Below are 15,270 nucleotides of genomic sequence, written 5' to 3' on the forward strand. Positions count from 1 at the left end.
ACTAAGTTACCCTGAGAGTAACAAGGAGGAATAAAAATGAATCAATTACAAATCATTGGACAACAATATATCGCTGGTTATCAATTCACTGGAATAGAAGGTGGGTTCGGCGAGGATAAAAAAGCAATGCTAGTTAAGGATATCGCTGTAATTCATGGACAAGCACTGAAAGAAGTGAATAGACGAATCAATGATAACAGAAAAAGATTTAAAGATGGCGTAGATATTATCGATTTAAAAGTGAGTGGGTTTGAGCCACTGAGTTTTACGGACTTAGGATTCAGCAGACAATCTGTTGCTAATTCAAATAATATCTACCTCCTATCAGAACGAGGATACGCAAAACTTTTAAAAATCCTCGAAGATGATACAGCTTGGGAATTATACGATCAATTTGTTGACGGATACTTCAATATGAGGAAACAACAAATAGACACAACTCAACTAAGCCCAGAGCTTCAAATGTTCCAAACGCTTTTCACAACATTAGCTACTCAAGAATTAAACCAGAAGAAGTTGGAACAGAAGGTAGACAACATTAGTGAAATTGTAGCTTTGAACTCTACGGATTGGCGAAAAGATACAACGTTAATTTTAAACAAAATTGCTCGTAAACAAGGTGGTTTCGAAATGTACAGAAAGATTCGAAACGAAAGTTACGAGATCTTAGAGCAAAGAGCCAGCGCTAAATTGAGTATTCGTGTAAACAACAAGAAAAAAATCATGGCATTAGAGGGCGTTTCAAAATCCAAAATCGATAAGGTATCTAATTTAGACATCATAGGTGAAGATAAGCGGTTACTAGAGATTTACCTAGCTATTGTGAAAGAAATGGCAATTCGTTATCAAGTAAACATTAACGAGGCTATATAAAGGAGGAACAATAATGGCAAACGTAAGCATGAACTCAGTATTGAAAGCAAAACTTTTTAGCGACTTACTAAAACATTTAGATGATGTATCAACGTCATTAATGATTCAACGTGATGACATGTTAGAAAGTGATGAAAACGAGTTAAATATGGAATCTGTTGAAGAGATAAATATTTTGTTAGATAAAAATGAAGAATTTGAGTGTGATATTAAAGCACTGTTAATTACAGAAGTAGACAAAATCCATGAAGAAGTAATGGCAATCTCTTAGAACAGGAGGCGGTTTAAATGATGGAAGAAAGCACATTATCACTAGGAATCGTAGCAGCGGCAATATGTGTATTCGTATACCTGGTACATCGAATTGATGTTGTAGCAAAGAGAGCAGGATGGCTTGAAGATGACAAATAAAGAACAGCGTGATGAATACGAACAAAAGAAACTCTTGTGGATCATAAAGGATTTAAGAGCTAGAGGGATACATAACAGCGCAGATAAGGTTGAGGAAATGCATAAGGAGTTTATCACTCTGGATAAATAGAGAGGGGAATAAAAATGAATGGTAAACAGTTCTTCGGAACATATTGGGCACTTTACTTAATCATTATGTTCATAAATTTCAGCAATGCAAAAAGCTTTATACAAGCAACGATTATTTTAATCCTAGTTATCTTCATTTCAGAAGCTGATCATCGATATGGATTTTATAAAGGAAGTCAGAAAGCTAACAAGATGAAATAAGACAAGCTCTCGCTTGTCGGAATATTCAGGAATCTAATGTTAGTCCCCACCTAATTTAAAGGTTCCTGGATATTCCGATGCGTGAAAGCATCAAAACAAAATAAAACCAGCCGATTACCCCTAATCGACTGGTTCATGAAACGACGCAATAAATTGTACCTCTATTATAACACAGTCGTTTCTTCTAAGTAAATAAGGAGGAATGTGGAAATGAAAGATGTTTTAGACAAGCAAAAAGAACGTGCAATCGAAACTTTAAAACAAATGTCTGAAAAGGAACAAGACATCGTGAAGAAGTTAGATCTCGACTATGCAATCACGGTTTTAACAAATAAACCATATGGCGAAATGCCGTTCTAGGAGGATATGAAAATGAAATTATATGAACTTACTTCTAATTATAGAGAGTTGCAAATGATGATTGAGGATGGTGTAGATCCATCAGCGTTAGCAGACACATTACAAGCGATTGAAGAAAGCATTCAAGATAAAGTGCAAAACACAGCGTTAGTGATTCGCAACCTTGAAGCTGATGTAGATGCTATTAAAGCAGAAGAAAATCGCCTAGCGGAGCGCAGAAAAGCAATAGAAAACAATTGTAAGGGATTAAAAGATTACTTGTATCAACAAATGGTAGCAACTGATTTGAAACGTATCAAAGGAACAATCGTAACAGTAGGGATTCAAAAGAATCCAGCAAGCTTAGACATCGCAGAAGATGCAGTTGTACCACCAGAATACATGATTCCTCAGCCACCTAAGGTTGATAAGAAGTTATTACTTGCAGCAGTTAAAGATGGAATGCAATGGGATGGAATTACGTTGAAGCAATCTGAAGGAATTAGGATTCGTTAACCATGAGAGACGTTAAAGGATATGAAGGTCTTTATGAAATAACAGATGATGGAATTGTTTTTAGGAAAGAACGAATTACGAAAACAATCAATGGCTACGAACTTAAATTGCAAAGAAAACAAATGAAACAGTCTGATTTAAAAGGGTATCCATCTGTTGGGCTAATCAAAAACAAGGTAAAAAAAAGAGTACATGTTCACAGGATAGTTGCAGAAACATTCATTCCCAATCCTGATAACAAATTGCAAGTTAATCATATAAACGGCATAAAAACAGACAATCGTGTTTGCAATTTAGAATGGACTACTCCGAAAGAGAATACACAGCACGCGGTAAAAAACAAATTGCGTGGAGATTCTAAAGGGATGAAAAACGGGATGAGTAAAGTGAATGAATCTGATGTTAAAAGAATGAGAGAAATGTATATGAGTGGATTAAGCCAAATTAAAATTTCAAAAATATTCAATCTTAATAAGGATACGGTTTGGAAAATTATTAACAGAAAGCTTTGGGATCACGTGGAATGACAGGGGGAATGAAAAATGAATAAGAGTGAAACTATCACCGAATTAGCTAAAGCATTAGTGAAATTCAACTCAGAGGTTAACAAAATAGCAAAGGATGCAGATAATCCTTTCTTTAAAAACAATTACGCAACGCTAGACACGATTATAGATGAAATTAGACCAATCCTTTCTAAACACGGATTAAGTATTATGCAAATACCAAGTGGAGACGGTCAAAACGTAACGTTAAAAACACTTCTCTTACATGAGAGTGGCGAATGGCTTGAGTCGGACGAACTAACAATGAAACCAGTAAAGAACGATCCGCAAGCAGTAGGAAGTTGCATAACATACGCAAGACGATATTCACTAGCAGCATTCCTTAGCTTAAACACAGGTGAAGATGATGATGGTAACGGTGCTACTTATGGAAAGGACAAGCCTAAATCTAAAGGTAACAACGGACACAATCCAAGCAAACCACAAGGAAGTGGTAACGGTAAAGCATCCGAGAAACAAATGAAAATGATACATGCAAAAATAGCGCATGTAGCGACATTAACACAAACAGATAAACAAACAGTTGAAGATACTTTAAAAGGTAATATCAATGCTGAAAATTTAAGTGATTTAAGCTCACAGTTAGCATCTAAAGCGATACAAGTACTATCTGGTTGGGAAACACAATATAGCCAAGCGGGATAAGGAGTGAAAACCTATGTTAGATAAAAGCCAATCAAAAGTCGTCCTTCCGGCGTGGGTGTGGAAGGGCGCACGGAATGAAAAAGAAGCAAAGGCAAAGGCGATTGAGTACATTACTCCCGATCGCTACCCAGGATATAAAATAATCAAAATTCAAGGCGACATAGCGGTATGCGAAAGGGACGTGATGTGATGAGTTTTCAATGGAATAAGCATAATCGAGATACAAGAAAACCAATTCCGGTAAGAGGTTACAACCTCGCTAAATTACTTAAACGTGTTAGGGAATTAGAAAAAGACGGATATGAACATGTAAAGCCATATCAAAAGATTTATAAGCAAAGAAAAAGTTTTGATTATGATATGAGCCGCAACTTCGGGAACGGTGGATATAAATTTAACGGGTATACAGATACAGTTGAGTATTTGTTTGTGATGAAGAAGGTGAACTAAATGGCAGATGTTAAATGGATAAAACTCTCTACTAGCATGTTTGAAGATGAAAAGATTCGATTGATTGAAAGTTTACCAGATGCAGATACATTACTAATCATTTGGATTAAATTGTTGTCTCAAGCGGGCAGAACAAATGCTAATGGTTACATTTTCTTGAGCGAAAACATTCCTTTCACAGAAGAAATGCTCTCAACACTTTTTAATAGACCGATAGCAACAGTAAGACTTGCACTACAAACGTTCAAACAGTTTGGAATGATTGATATCACTGATGATCAGTACATTTGCATTTCGAATTGGGAAAAGCATCAAAACGTTGATGGTCTAGAGAAAATACGTGAACAAAACCGATTACGTAAGCAAAAACAAAGAGAAAAACTTAGATTAGATATGTCACGTGACAGTCACGGGACAGTCACGCAGAGTCACGCAACAGATATAGAAGAAGATAAAGAAATAGATAAAGAAATAGATAAAGAAATAGATAAAGAAAAGAATAAAAAACCTTCTTGTCAAAAGTTTTCAACTTCCGACCTGGAGAATGCGAAATTGTTATTTGAATTAATGTTACTAAACAATCCATCAGCAAAAGAACCTAACTTCGATAAATGGGCTAATGACTTCCGTTTAATGAGAGAAAAAGACGATAGAACGGATGAACAAATTAAATACCTTATCAACTGGACACAAAAGGATGACTTCTGGAGCACTAACATTCTTTCGCCAGCTAAGTTAAGAAAACAGTTTGATGCATTAGTAGTGAAGATTAAGAAAGAGAAAGCAAAAACTCAGCCTAAAGTGGTTAAAGGTAAGAAAGAGTTAAGAGAGGAGGACTTTGACCTTGAATAAGAAGCAGACGTTTGAATTATTAAAGGCAATTAGTGCGCTATATCCGATATTTGAAGTAACACAAATGAAAATTGACTTATGGACTACTATTCTATCAGAACAAGAATACGAGGAAATGCTAAAGAACCTTTCTAACTATGCGAAATACAATCAATTTCCTCCTAAACCAGCTGACTTATTAAAAGAAAATCATGAAGTGAAATATACAGGACCAACTGTTGCGGAGACAAAATCAATGTTCAATCAGTGGGATGAAAATAGCAAAGACGTGGCGCCGCCAGAGGAACGGGAAAAGCATCTAAAAGAAATAGCAAAGATATTGGGGATTAAACGGAGGGGAAGACAGTGAACCACACTTTAGATTATGAGGGATTATATAGCATTCAAGCGGAACAAGGTCTTCTGGGAGGACTGTTATTAGATCCAGACAAGATAAAAGATATCAATTTACAACCCGAGCAGATGTATCGTCCTCAGCACGTCCATATCTTCCGTACAATGCTTGAAATTGATAGCGGGAACGAACCAGTAGACTTTGTAACTTTAACCGCTAGATTGGCTGAAAAAGGGCTTATAGAGGATGTCGGTGGAATTGGATATCTCGCTCAATTATCAGAAACTACGCCAGGTACTTCTAATATTAAATACTATGAAAAAATCGTGTGGAGTAAGTGGCGAGATCGAGAAGTTGTTAGAAATACAGAAGCATTAAAACAGGCGGTTCACAGTGGGAACGATACGGAACTTGCTATACAAACTCAAATGGCAGCACTACTGAATTTAAGTAGGGAAGACAAGAACAGTGACGGGCGAATCAAGGACGGACTTATAGAAGTTTTTGGCGAGTTAGAAAATCCGGTTCGCGGATTGGCTGGAATGGATACGGGATTCACTGAACTAAACCGCATGACGGCAGGATTCAAACCGCAGGAGCTAATCATCGTAGCAGCAAGACCATCGGTAGGTAAGACGGCATTCTGTTTAAACGTAGGAAGTAATGCAGCGGGTGAGCAAGGTGAAGGTGATGTAGTTGCTATCTTCTCACTTGAGATGGGACAAAAGGAACTCCTAAAAAGAATGGTTAGCATTAACGGGAATATCGATGGGAATCGCATGAAAACAGGTGAGTTAAACCCAGAAGATTGGACAAAGTTAACGCAAGCTATGGGAGCGTTGAATAACAAAAACATTCGTATCTTTGATGATGCAGGGATTACAACGAACTTTATCTGGTCAAAAGTTAAAAAGTTATGCGATGAGTTCCCAGGCAGACAAATCATGGTGATTATCGACTACTTACAGCTTATAACAGGCAATCCGGTACATAAAGGAAACAGACAAGCAGAGATAGCGGAAATTAGCCGGACGCTGAAAACAATGGCTCGCCAATTAAATGTATGTGTAGTCGCTCTATCTCAGTTGAGCCGTGGTGTAGAACAGCGCCAAGACAAAAGACCTATGATGTCCGATTTACGCGAGAGCGGGCAAATAGAGCAGGATGCAGACGTCATAGCGTTCCTTTACCGAGAAGATTATTACGATAGAGAAACAGAAAACAAAAACACAATTGAAATCATTATAGGGAAGCAAAGGAATGGCCCGGTCGGATCAGTAGAATTGGCATTCATTAAGGAGTATGGAAAGTTCGTTAACTTGGAAAGAAGGTTTGAACAGTGAGAAGTCAACTAAGTTTTGACGACATATTGGGAACTTTTGATTACAAAGCAAAAAGTACGGCCGAGCAATTCCTAGCGAAGCCTAGCGTCATAACGTCATACGAGGTTCACTTCTTCGACCAAGACGAAAGGCAAAAGATGGACTGCTTTGATACTGATACAGAAAGTGAAGCGTGGAATGCAGCGTTAGAAGAACACGGAAAGGGTATTCAGAAGATTGAGATAAAACATTCAAATCGTACAAGGGCTGAATTTTTAGCGCTAGATTAGGAGGGAGAATATGCCGAGCTGGATAAGCGAAGAGAATTTACAAAAAGCATTAAACAACGGGATTAACTACCACACATTGTACAACAGAATTAAAAGTGGTTGGACGATAAAAGAAGCGATAACAATACCTCCTTCGCGAGGGGGAATATTCACAAAAGAAGAAAGAGAAATTTCAGAATCAAATGGAATATCTTACAAAACTGCATACGCAAGAATTGTTGTTATGGGGATGAGTGTAGAAGAAGCGATAACGACTCCATTAAGACCGCATAGAGGACGTAATCGTAAACATGGACAATGGAAGGAAATTGCATTAGAGAATGGCATTCCGGAACATAATTTTTATAACAGATTGGGATTAGGTTGGACATATCAAAATGCAGCAACTAAACCAGTGAGACGAAAAGGTGAAATAGAGAAAAAGTGGTTAGATATCGCAAAGAACAACGGCATTGGATATCATACGTTCCTTTCACGGATTTGCACTCAAAAATGGGACATTGAACGAGCGGCGACAACACCAGTAATTAATACAGGAAGACGTTGTTCTGTGAAAGATAAGGAGGGAGTATCGTGAAGCATTACGGACCTGTTATCACTGACGAAGATTATGAGAAGGCGGCTAAGAACGGCATTAGTAAGTCAAATGTATATCAACGTGTTAATGAGTACGGATGGGAGTTAGAACGCGCTATAACAGTACCGATCAGAAAGCGTAAGGGTGGAATTAACGCCGGGATGATAACTCTCGCTGAACGGAATGGGATTAGCAAGCCAACACTATTCAAAAGAATAAAAAATGGTATGGATCCATATGAAGCGGCGACGAAACCGAAAGGGTATGCAGCACACCTGGAATTAGCAAGAAAGAACGGTATTAAGGACGTTACTTTTTATCAAAGAGTTAAAAGAGGAATGAATCCTTACGAAGCAGCTACGAAGCCAGTAATGAGTCGTAAGGAAGTACAGCAGATAAGCTAGGAGGCAACATGGACAGGCAAGACGTTTTAATCAACAAATTAATTGATAATCACATATTCAAGCTACCGGATGGGCGCGACTTATTTGAAGGGAGTTGCGAGGAACTGGCGGGGCTGCTGGAAAGGGATGGGGAGAATGAGACATACAAGGAATAGACAATTATACAAGCTTACAGGTGACAAGCACTGGCAGGATACCTATAACGTTACTATTGAGTTTAATCGAAAGTGGGCCCCTTTAGATTTAGATCCTACATTCAAATGGCATCGAGAGTATAACAATGTGAGTTTTGATGTTATCCATTATTATCCGCATAAGGTGACAGTACCCTTATACGTTGACCTATACAAAGAAGATTCAGTTTATTACTAAGGAGAAAAAACAATGAAATATACAGAGCATGGCACGTTTGAAGTAACTCAACTATTAGCAGAAGCGAAGGAGACTGAAGAGAATGGCAACTAAGATCATTGTTTACACGAAAAATAATTGTCCTAACTGCATGCATGTGAAATTTGGATTAAAGGCAGCAGAGGTGGAATTTGAAGAGAGAAACATAGAGGAAAAGGAAGAATACAGAAAAGAGTTTGATACTTACGGATACAGCGCAGCGCCAGTAACGGTATTCCCAAGTGGTAATGTACTTGCGGGGTTCGAAAGGAAAGAGTTTGAGGATGAATTGGGATTCTAGGAGGGATCGCATGAAGAAAGAAACAATCGTACAAGTCAAAAGCGAAATTATAACTAATCAAGAAGAAATAAATAAGTATGAATATCATCTAGTGATGATGGATATTGAAAGAGAAAAGACAAAGAAAAAGATAGAAGAATTAAAAGAACGTAGAGAAACATTATTAAATTGCCTATAAGGAGTGGGACGGAATGAATTTAAGAGTGAAGATTAAGCGAGTAAAAGATGTGGAGTTGCCACGATATGCGAAGCCAGGAGATAGCGGTTTTGATCTTGTGGCAGCGGAAGACACGATTATCTGGCCAGGTGAAACGAAGGTTGTACAAACCGGATTAGCTTTCGAGATTCCGCCAGGATATGAATTGCAGGTGCGCCCGCGTAGCGGTATGACGCGTAATACAAAGTTGAGAGTTGTTCTTGGAACGGTGGATAGTGGATATAGATCAGAGGTAGGTATTATTGCAGAAAATATGGGAGAAGAAGCTTATGAAGTGACGCGTGGAGACAGAATCGCTCAAGGGGTAATCGCTCCAGTAATGACAGCTTGTTTTGTTGAATCAAATGAATTGAGTGAATCAGAAAGAGGGGGAAGTGGTTTTGGGAGTACAGGGATCCGATAAAAGATTTAAAGAGTGTTGCGTATGCGGGGAGGTTTTCAAGACCAAACCGAGTCATTGGGAGAGAAGGAAAGCTTGTAGTAGAAAATGTGATAACAAACGAAGAGAAACGATGTATCTAGGTAAAGATAATCCTAATTTTGAAAATAGAGGAGAAAAAAATCCGTTATTTAAAGGTGGAAGAAGAATAAATTCTCGTGGTTATGTACTGGTTTATCACCCAGAACATCCTAACTGTGATCAGGACGGATATGTGATGGAGCATCGTTACATAATGTCCCTGCATTTAGGAAGACCCTTAGAAGCTTGGGAAGTTGTACACCATAAGGATCATAACAAACAAAATAATAAAATATCTAACTTAGAAGTTATGAGTTTAGCAGATCATACAAGACTTCACAATGAAGAAAAAGAGATTATCAGGTGTGAAAAGACAGGAAGAATATTGGGTATAAACGTCATAGCGCCAGTAATAACAGCGCATTTTGAAGAAGTAGACGAGTTATCGCATAGCGAGCGTGGAACAAATGGATACGGATCTACCGGTACCAAATAAAAAAGGCTAGGATTTCACCTAGCACTCAAGCATAAGTCGCATGGAAAGCAAGTATTGTGCAAATCGGGTATTTGCAAGTTCATTATATAACGATTATTGGGTAGATAGGCTGAATCAACGTAATCTTTACGCAGGTTTTACATGATATTGAAGTTTTTGATAAAGACCAAATTTGAATTTTGTATAAAAATGAGGTGATGAAATTGGATAAAGCAAAATTGATAAAACAATTAGATAAAGAAAACGTGAATAGATGGTTCGGTAAGCCTGAATATTCTTGTTTAACATGTTCTCATTCTATGTCAAAAGATGGGCATCAACTCGTTTGTGTAGAAAATGAAAACCATAAAGATGTAGAGAACGAACATTTGTGCAAAGCGTGGAATTAATAAGTGTCATTTGAATAGAAAGCGAGGTGGTGATATGAGTCTTACTTTTATAGACTTATTCGCCGGGATTGGCGGATTTAGATTAGGAATGGAACGAGCGGGTCATAAATGTATAGGTTATGTAGAGTGGGACAAATTCGCTAGAAAATCGTACGAGGCAATCCATAACACTGAAGGAGAGTGGACAGTAAATGACATTAACGATGTTAACCCAGGAGAAATCCCAGCAGCTGACGTTTGGTGTTTTGGATTTCCTTGCACCGATATATCAATCGCAGGACCACAAAAAGGATTGTCCGGAGCAAGATCAGGATTATTTTATAAAACGATTGAGCTCCTCAAAAGCCAAAAAGAAAAAGATAAACCTAAATACCTTTTCATTGAAAACGTTAAAAACTTGTTTTCAGTTAATGGAGGATGGGACTTTGCCAGAATTCTCATTAGCCTGGACGAAGCAGGGTACGATGCAGAATGGCAATTGCTCAATTCTAAAGACTTCGGAGTCCCACAAAACAGAGAAAGAGTCTTTATTATTGGACATTCTCGAAACAAATGTGGACGAGAAGTATTTCCTATCGGAGGAAACAACAAAGAGATTAATAATGTACCCGGACAACAAATTTACGCCAATACACTCACAGCAAGATACGGATCAGCATTGGGGTCAGGAGCGTATATTCTTGAACGTGAACAGCATTAAGAAACCGAAAGTATTGGTGAAGGAAGCTACAAAGCAAGGATATGCAGTGGCAGAAGTAGGAGATAGCATTAATTTTTCGGTCCCAAATTCAAAAACGAGAAGGGGAAGAGTCGGAAAGCAAATCGCACAAACATTAGATACGGCATGTAATCAGGCAACGTTGCTAACTGATTATCGAATCAGAAAATTAACACCAAGAGAATGTTGGAGACTCCAGGGCTTTCCGGATTGGGCTTTTGATAAGGCACAGGAAGTAAACTCAGATTCTCAGCTTTATAAACAATCCGGAAACTCAGTGACTGAGACAGTCATCCATGAGATAGCAAAGAGATTAGTATAAAAATTTCATTTTGTTGAAAGGGGAATGGATATGAATTTATTAGAGCAATACATTGAAGAAGTGATCAGCGAGGAACCATACGCTGAGGAATGGACGAAAAAGTATGATAAAGAATTTGTAAAAGTTAAATTGGTTACTAATTGCTATGGTCGGAAACGCAATGAAGAACAAATCTTTGATACTGATAAATGGGAAAAGGTAAAAGAACAAGGGTATTACATGGGATAAGTAAAAGAGCAGCTAGCAAAAGCTAACTGCTCATCTCCAAGGGGGAACAAGGAGAAAAGATTATCATGGTATCTACATTATTGACGGAATATTGAGTTTTATTCAGGGAGGAAGAGAAATGGATAAGAAAATTATAATTCCTAGAGCAGTTGCTGAAGAGCTATCAAAAAAGGCTGAGAAGTACGGGAGAGAAGGATCAGCATACATGATGCTTGAAATGTGCGACATAAATAACAATTCAACTTATGAATGGTTAAGAGGAGAAGGGAATCTTGTTAAATTAGCATCTGCTATTGAGTTTGGATATGAGATTCAAGAAGATAAGTTATTAAATCGTTATCAATGGAGCAAAGGTATAGCTAAGACATCAAAAGATAATGAAGAGGTTGATACATCTTGGCATATAGGACATTACGTAGGAATAGAAGATGCGCTTGATATCTTAGGTATCACGATTAAGGGAATTAATGATCAAAACTCAACAAAATAATCCTTTTAATAGAAAGTGAGAAAAATATGCTAAGAAACAATAAGATTTACAAAGATTTATTTTCATTATTAATTGCTCTTAATATCGGATTGGCAATAATAGCGACAATAAAACAAGACTGGTGGAGTGTAGCAGAATTATTAGGTGGTGCAACGCTTTTAATAGCTATCGTAATTGTAATGTCGAACGGACAAGTGAATAAATGGGCAGCGATACTATTTACGTTTACTGCTGTAGAAAACGGATTAGAAGTTGCTAATCAATTTTTATCGCATGATTACTTAGGATCTCTTTGGGATATTGCGACAATAGTAATTTGTGTTTATTGGATGAGACAGTATTACGTTGAGGAATAGAAAGTGAGGTTAAAAGAATGGAAGGTAACGTAAAGCTATTAGGCGTAGACGGAATGTGCGGAATGGAGTTCACAGGAAGTAAGGTTAATGTCTATAACGATGAAGGACATGTGATAGAGAGTATGACAACAAGGGAGCATGTTCAGGAAGTTATTGATTTTCTTGAAGAGTGTAAAGGACAAATGGAATAGGAAGCGAGGTTAAGATAATGGCACATTGGGTAGATACATATCCTCATGATGTACATGCAAGCGTATTGCTACTAGATGGAGAGATTTATAACTGGAAGATCGGACAAAGGTATTGGAAAAGTCCTTGGGATATGACTTGGAGATTCCCGTTACCAGATAACATGGATAAATTCACTGTAGAAACAAATAAATGGACGGTTAATACCCCGGAAGAACACAGTGAAGTATTCCAAAAGCATGCAAGAGAATGGTTCAAGCAATGGGAAGTTGCTGACGATTATGTAGGAAGTAAACCATATTAAATGAAAGTGAGGTTACTAGGTGGTTAGAAGAAAGGCTGTAACCAAGAAGAAGAAAGCGCCGCGGATTAAACAAAAGAAAGTAACTTATGAGGGAATAGATTTTGATTCGCAGTCGGAAATGAACTATTACAAGTACTTAAAGGGACGGGAGGATGTTGCTCACATCGAGTGTCATCCACCTTACACCTTAGTACCATCTTTTGAGATTAAGAGCAGTATAACCAAGTCAGGGAAGTCGAAAAAAACAGCTATGAAGTTTACACCAGACTTTAAAGTAACATACTCAGATGGTCGTGTAGAGGTTGTGGATGTGAAAGGAAGTAAGAAGGCTATTAATGAAGGATTTCCGTTACGTAAAAAGTTATAGGAGTACCTAAACAAACAGGAGTTAATCGTTGTGATATGGGACAAGAAGTTAGGTGAATGGACAAGATCATGAAGGGGTGAGTGTCATTAAAAGATACGAAGGTACAAGAGAGTATACATTGTTCCGAAAAGAGCCAGGGTTTGGAGATAATCAGTACGTTACGATATTCGATGTATTTAAGTATCAGGAGTTAATAGACCATTTTAATGATGGCTGGAGAATTCATGATGAGGACAAGAAGAAAGCAGCCATAAGCAAAAGAGTACCAGCATAATGGATAACGGAACCATGCAGAGTAGATTGGTGGGGGCTACTTTACTAAGCATGTTTCCCTTATTCAACAAAGAGATAGTAAAATTTCACGTACCTGATGTGAATGTAAAAAGATAAATTCAGAAATAGGGGGATTCCTTCATGGAAACACAATTAACATTATTACCGGCTATCGATGATAAGAAGGTACAAAAGGAAGTAGTAAGCATTTTAAAAGAATATAGAGCGCTTAAGATGCGGTTTAGTAATGAAGTGGAGCAAGAAGGAATCAGTTTATTCCCTGAATTACGTGATTCAAGGGTAACAAGTAGGATGAAGGTACAACAAATTGAAAAAGCATTACACAACATCCTGGATGAAGACGAAAGAAACATCATTACTATGAAGTTCTTAGATAACAAACCAATTAAAGATTCATTCGTACAAAACGAATTGATGATGAAAAACTCATATTTTTATGAGAAGAAGAAAAGTGCAATTAAACTGATCGCTACTACATTAGGAATCATTTGAAAATGGCAGAGAAAATGCAGAGAAATAGCATATTTTTTGGGGAGTTTTTGCAAATGGGAAAAACGATAAATTATATGTACAAGCCCTTTGACAACCGCATATCGAAGAGGATTAGTACACCTATAAGTGAAACGTTCTTATGCGAGAATGTCACGGTAACGTATACCGCATAGTAGGGCGGGCAAGGCGGTAAGAACCCGCGTTAAGACGAAAAGACCAATGAATAATTATAATGACATATTCCAGTGTGGCGGGTGTGAGATAACTCGCATTCGTCATGCTGTTTCTATTATATTTACCATTCAGCCCAGAAGCGTCCCCTGGGTTGATAGTGAATATAAGTCTATTACTCTCTGTTATTTGTTTCTGGAAATGGAATGGGGTGGTTTATTTATGATTAAATGAACATCGCGTTTGTGGAAAGAAAACAAATATTAAAATAGGCTTCACTTCACCGGTACGGACGACATGCTTTACACTTTCAACGAATTACTCACATCTTTCGTTGTGCAGAGAGCTTCCGCTCTTTGTTTGAACTAACATAGTGGAGCCTCCTCTCCATCCCTTTGAAAATATGTTAGTTCAAACAAGGCGTCGGAAGAAACGTACACGTCTTGATATAAATCCTTTATAATTCGATATGGCTTGCAAAGGCGGTAGCTGAAGTATTGGCCAGCTCTACGGAGTATAAACGAGAAGATTCTTGGTCTTCTCCAGGTCACCGAACACAGGGCGTGTAGCCATACTAGTTGATGCGGTGGCTTGGAGAAGGTTGAGAGTACTCAGCCTTGATCTAAGAGAAACTTTGCCATTTGTTTTCTCTCTTCCATCCCCTGAAAAGAAAGCTGTCACTTCGGTGATGGCTTTTTTATTTCCTCAGATGAAACCAGCCAATTTGAGTGTTGGATTTTTGCTGTGTTATTATAAATGTAATCCAGGGGGGACTAAAGAATATTAAGGAGAGATGGAGAAATGTCATACTACGATAATGAGGTTAGAAAAGAACTTGAGGTTGGAGAGGTTTATAAAGAAAGAGAAATAGCTATCTTTATGGATAATGCTCGCGATAATGTAATGGTTATATGTGACCTGAATCGTTCATTTGATATGGACAGTGAAGATAAATATAAAGTTTTTGATAGATTAGATACAAATGTGCATACGCATTCTGATTATAGACACCAAGTCAATCGAAAAAGGATATACATTGTCAAAAGAGTATACTAAAAAGCATCCATAACGGGTGCTTTTTTCTTTGTTATATAGAAATTACACATTAAACGTGAAGTTGAACAAATGGATTGTTGTTAAGGAAAGATAAGGGGAAATAAAAAAGAGAGCTAATGCC

Annotated in this window: 34 protein-coding genes; all 34 read left to right on the plus strand. The window is 37.7% G+C overall.

Annotated elements, in window-relative coordinates:
- The first annotated feature begins 36 nt into the window (after positions 1–36).
- The 34 genes from ACTFR9_RS26645 (at position 37) to ACTFR9_RS26810 (ending at position 15,149) form a co-directional block, all read left to right on the plus strand.
- A complete protein-coding gene (locus tag ACTFR9_RS26645) occupies positions 37–873 on the plus strand; it encodes an ORF6N domain-containing protein (RefSeq protein ID WP_262718122.1) in 837 nt (278 codons plus the stop codon).
- Positions 874–886: 13 nt separating this feature from the next.
- A complete protein-coding gene (locus tag ACTFR9_RS26650) occupies positions 887–1,144 on the plus strand; it encodes a hypothetical protein (protein WP_440049046.1) in 258 nt (85 codons plus the stop codon).
- A 17-nt stretch (positions 1,145–1,161) separates the two neighbouring features.
- Complete coding sequence (locus ACTFR9_RS26655; protein ID WP_001992058.1) at positions 1,162–1,284, plus strand: hypothetical protein; 123 nt, start codon at positions 1,162–1,164, stop codon at positions 1,282–1,284.
- Positions 1,274–1,414 (plus strand): hypothetical protein, encoded by a 141-nt coding sequence (locus ACTFR9_RS26660; protein WP_440049047.1) that lies wholly within the window; start codon positions 1,274–1,276, stop codon positions 1,412–1,414. Before ACTFR9_RS26655 ends, ACTFR9_RS26660 begins: the two co-directional genes overlap by 11 nt.
- Positions 1,415–1,428: 14 nt before the next feature.
- The gene (locus ACTFR9_RS26665) at positions 1,429–1,614 is read left to right on the plus strand and encodes a hypothetical protein (protein WP_368500962.1); all 186 of its coding nucleotides are present in this window, start codon (positions 1,429–1,431) and stop codon (positions 1,612–1,614) included.
- Between the two features lie 210 nt (positions 1,615–1,824).
- The gene (locus ACTFR9_RS26670; protein ID WP_163258454.1) at positions 1,825–1,974 is read left to right on the plus strand and encodes a hypothetical protein; all 150 of its coding nucleotides are present in this window, start codon (positions 1,825–1,827) and stop codon (positions 1,972–1,974) included.
- A gap of 12 nt (positions 1,975–1,986) precedes the next feature.
- Positions 1,987–2,469, plus strand: coding sequence for a siphovirus Gp157 family protein (locus tag ACTFR9_RS26675; RefSeq protein ID WP_416504681.1), 483 nt, complete (start codon positions 1,987–1,989; stop codon positions 2,467–2,469).
- Between the two features lie 2 nt (positions 2,470–2,471).
- Complete coding sequence (locus ACTFR9_RS26680; protein WP_416504680.1) at positions 2,472–2,996, plus strand: HNH endonuclease; 525 nt, start codon at positions 2,472–2,474, stop codon at positions 2,994–2,996.
- A 15-nt stretch (positions 2,997–3,011) separates the two neighbouring features.
- Positions 3,012–3,680, plus strand: a complete 669-nt coding sequence (locus ACTFR9_RS26685) for an ERF family protein (protein ID WP_440049048.1) — start codon at positions 3,012–3,014, stop codon at positions 3,678–3,680.
- A 13-nt stretch (positions 3,681–3,693) separates the two neighbouring features.
- Positions 3,694–3,870, plus strand: a complete 177-nt coding sequence (locus ACTFR9_RS26690) for a hypothetical protein (RefSeq protein ID WP_000884829.1) — start codon at positions 3,694–3,696, stop codon at positions 3,868–3,870.
- A complete protein-coding gene (locus tag ACTFR9_RS26695; RefSeq protein ID WP_242302946.1) occupies positions 3,870–4,130 on the plus strand; it encodes a hypothetical protein in 261 nt (86 codons plus the stop codon). Before ACTFR9_RS26690 ends, ACTFR9_RS26695 begins: the two co-directional genes overlap by 1 nt.
- Positions 4,131–4,982, plus strand: coding sequence for a phage replisome organizer N-terminal domain-containing protein (locus tag ACTFR9_RS26700; protein WP_440049049.1), 852 nt, complete (start codon positions 4,131–4,133; stop codon positions 4,980–4,982).
- A complete protein-coding gene (locus tag ACTFR9_RS26705; RefSeq protein WP_440049050.1) occupies positions 4,975–5,331 on the plus strand; it encodes a hypothetical protein in 357 nt (118 codons plus the stop codon). The genes ACTFR9_RS26700 and ACTFR9_RS26705 overlap by 8 nt, the downstream gene beginning before the upstream one ends.
- Positions 5,328–6,659, plus strand: coding sequence for a replicative DNA helicase (dnaB, locus tag ACTFR9_RS26710; RefSeq protein WP_440049051.1), 1,332 nt, complete (start codon positions 5,328–5,330; stop codon positions 6,657–6,659). Before ACTFR9_RS26705 ends, dnaB begins: the two co-directional genes overlap by 4 nt.
- Entirely contained in the window at positions 6,656–6,928 is a 273-nt protein-coding gene (locus tag ACTFR9_RS26715) for a hypothetical protein (RefSeq protein WP_440049052.1), read from the plus strand. The genes dnaB and ACTFR9_RS26715 overlap by 4 nt, the downstream gene beginning before the upstream one ends.
- A gap of 10 nt (positions 6,929–6,938) precedes the next feature.
- Entirely contained in the window at positions 6,939–7,505 is a 567-nt protein-coding gene (locus ACTFR9_RS26720; RefSeq protein WP_440049053.1) for a nucleoside permease, read from the plus strand.
- Entirely contained in the window at positions 7,502–7,909 is a 408-nt protein-coding gene (locus ACTFR9_RS26725) for a hypothetical protein (protein ID WP_440049054.1), read from the plus strand. Before ACTFR9_RS26720 ends, ACTFR9_RS26725 begins: the two co-directional genes overlap by 4 nt.
- Positions 7,910–7,917: 8 nt before the next feature.
- Positions 7,918–8,064 carry a Fur-regulated basic protein FbpA gene (gene fbpA, locus ACTFR9_RS26730; protein WP_438906811.1) on the plus strand — a complete coding sequence of 49 codons (147 nt, stop codon included), beginning with the start codon at positions 7,918–7,920 and terminating at the stop codon, positions 8,062–8,064.
- Between the two features lie 299 nt (positions 8,065–8,363).
- A complete protein-coding gene (locus ACTFR9_RS26735; protein ID WP_047387716.1) occupies positions 8,364–8,600 on the plus strand; it encodes a glutaredoxin domain-containing protein in 237 nt (78 codons plus the stop codon).
- A gap of 10 nt (positions 8,601–8,610) precedes the next feature.
- A complete protein-coding gene (locus ACTFR9_RS26740; protein ID WP_440049055.1) occupies positions 8,611–8,778 on the plus strand; it encodes a hypothetical protein in 168 nt (55 codons plus the stop codon).
- Between the two features lie 13 nt (positions 8,779–8,791).
- Positions 8,792–9,220 (plus strand): dUTP diphosphatase, encoded by a 429-nt coding sequence (gene dut, locus ACTFR9_RS26745; protein ID WP_440049056.1) that lies wholly within the window; start codon positions 8,792–8,794, stop codon positions 9,218–9,220.
- Positions 9,192–9,773, plus strand: coding sequence for an HNH endonuclease (locus tag ACTFR9_RS26750; protein ID WP_440049057.1), 582 nt, complete (start codon positions 9,192–9,194; stop codon positions 9,771–9,773). Before dut ends, ACTFR9_RS26750 begins: the two co-directional genes overlap by 29 nt.
- Positions 9,774–9,970: 197 nt before the next feature.
- Complete coding sequence (locus ACTFR9_RS26755; protein WP_440049058.1) at positions 9,971–10,162, plus strand: hypothetical protein; 192 nt, start codon at positions 9,971–9,973, stop codon at positions 10,160–10,162.
- 34 nt (positions 10,163–10,196) lie between these two features.
- Positions 10,197–10,862, plus strand: coding sequence for a DNA cytosine methyltransferase (locus tag ACTFR9_RS26760; protein WP_194793025.1), 666 nt, complete (start codon positions 10,197–10,199; stop codon positions 10,860–10,862).
- On the plus strand, positions 10,843–11,202 hold the full coding sequence (locus ACTFR9_RS26765) for a DNA cytosine methyltransferase (protein WP_194793026.1): 360 nt from the start codon (positions 10,843–10,845) through the stop codon (positions 11,200–11,202). Before ACTFR9_RS26760 ends, ACTFR9_RS26765 begins: the two co-directional genes overlap by 20 nt.
- 30 nt (positions 11,203–11,232) lie before the next feature.
- Entirely contained in the window at positions 11,233–11,430 is a 198-nt protein-coding gene (locus ACTFR9_RS26770) for a hypothetical protein (protein WP_440049059.1), read from the plus strand.
- 118 nt (positions 11,431–11,548) lie between these two features.
- The gene (locus ACTFR9_RS26775; RefSeq protein ID WP_440049060.1) at positions 11,549–11,920 is read left to right on the plus strand and encodes a hypothetical protein; all 372 of its coding nucleotides are present in this window, start codon (positions 11,549–11,551) and stop codon (positions 11,918–11,920) included.
- A gap of 26 nt (positions 11,921–11,946) precedes the next feature.
- On the plus strand, positions 11,947–12,276 hold the full coding sequence (locus ACTFR9_RS26780) for a permease (RefSeq protein ID WP_440049061.1): 330 nt from the start codon (positions 11,947–11,949) through the stop codon (positions 12,274–12,276).
- Between the two features lie 17 nt (positions 12,277–12,293).
- On the plus strand, positions 12,294–12,467 hold the full coding sequence (locus ACTFR9_RS26785; protein WP_440049062.1) for a hypothetical protein: 174 nt from the start codon (positions 12,294–12,296) through the stop codon (positions 12,465–12,467).
- Positions 12,468–12,484: 17 nt separating this feature from the next.
- On the plus strand, positions 12,485–12,769 hold the full coding sequence (locus ACTFR9_RS26790; RefSeq protein ID WP_440049063.1) for a hypothetical protein: 285 nt from the start codon (positions 12,485–12,487) through the stop codon (positions 12,767–12,769).
- 19 nt (positions 12,770–12,788) lie between these two features.
- Positions 12,789–13,136, plus strand: a complete 348-nt coding sequence (locus ACTFR9_RS26795) for a DUF1064 domain-containing protein (protein WP_440049064.1) — start codon at positions 12,789–12,791, stop codon at positions 13,134–13,136.
- Between the two features lie 52 nt (positions 13,137–13,188).
- The gene (locus tag ACTFR9_RS26800; RefSeq protein WP_254847060.1) at positions 13,189–13,410 is read left to right on the plus strand and encodes a hypothetical protein; all 222 of its coding nucleotides are present in this window, start codon (positions 13,189–13,191) and stop codon (positions 13,408–13,410) included.
- A gap of 140 nt (positions 13,411–13,550) precedes the next feature.
- Entirely contained in the window at positions 13,551–13,922 is a 372-nt protein-coding gene (locus ACTFR9_RS26805; RefSeq protein ID WP_440049065.1) for an ArpU family phage packaging/lysis transcriptional regulator, read from the plus strand.
- Between the two features lie 972 nt (positions 13,923–14,894).
- Positions 14,895–15,149, plus strand: coding sequence for a hypothetical protein (locus tag ACTFR9_RS26810; protein WP_440049066.1), 255 nt, complete (start codon positions 14,895–14,897; stop codon positions 15,147–15,149).
- The last annotated feature ends 121 nt before the right edge of the window (positions 15,150–15,270 follow it).

This window comes from Bacillus cereus group sp. MYBK222-1 (assembly GCF_051916425.1).
Taxonomy (GTDB): Bacteria; Bacillota; Bacilli; order Bacillales; family Bacillaceae_G; genus Bacillus_A; species Bacillus_A paranthracis.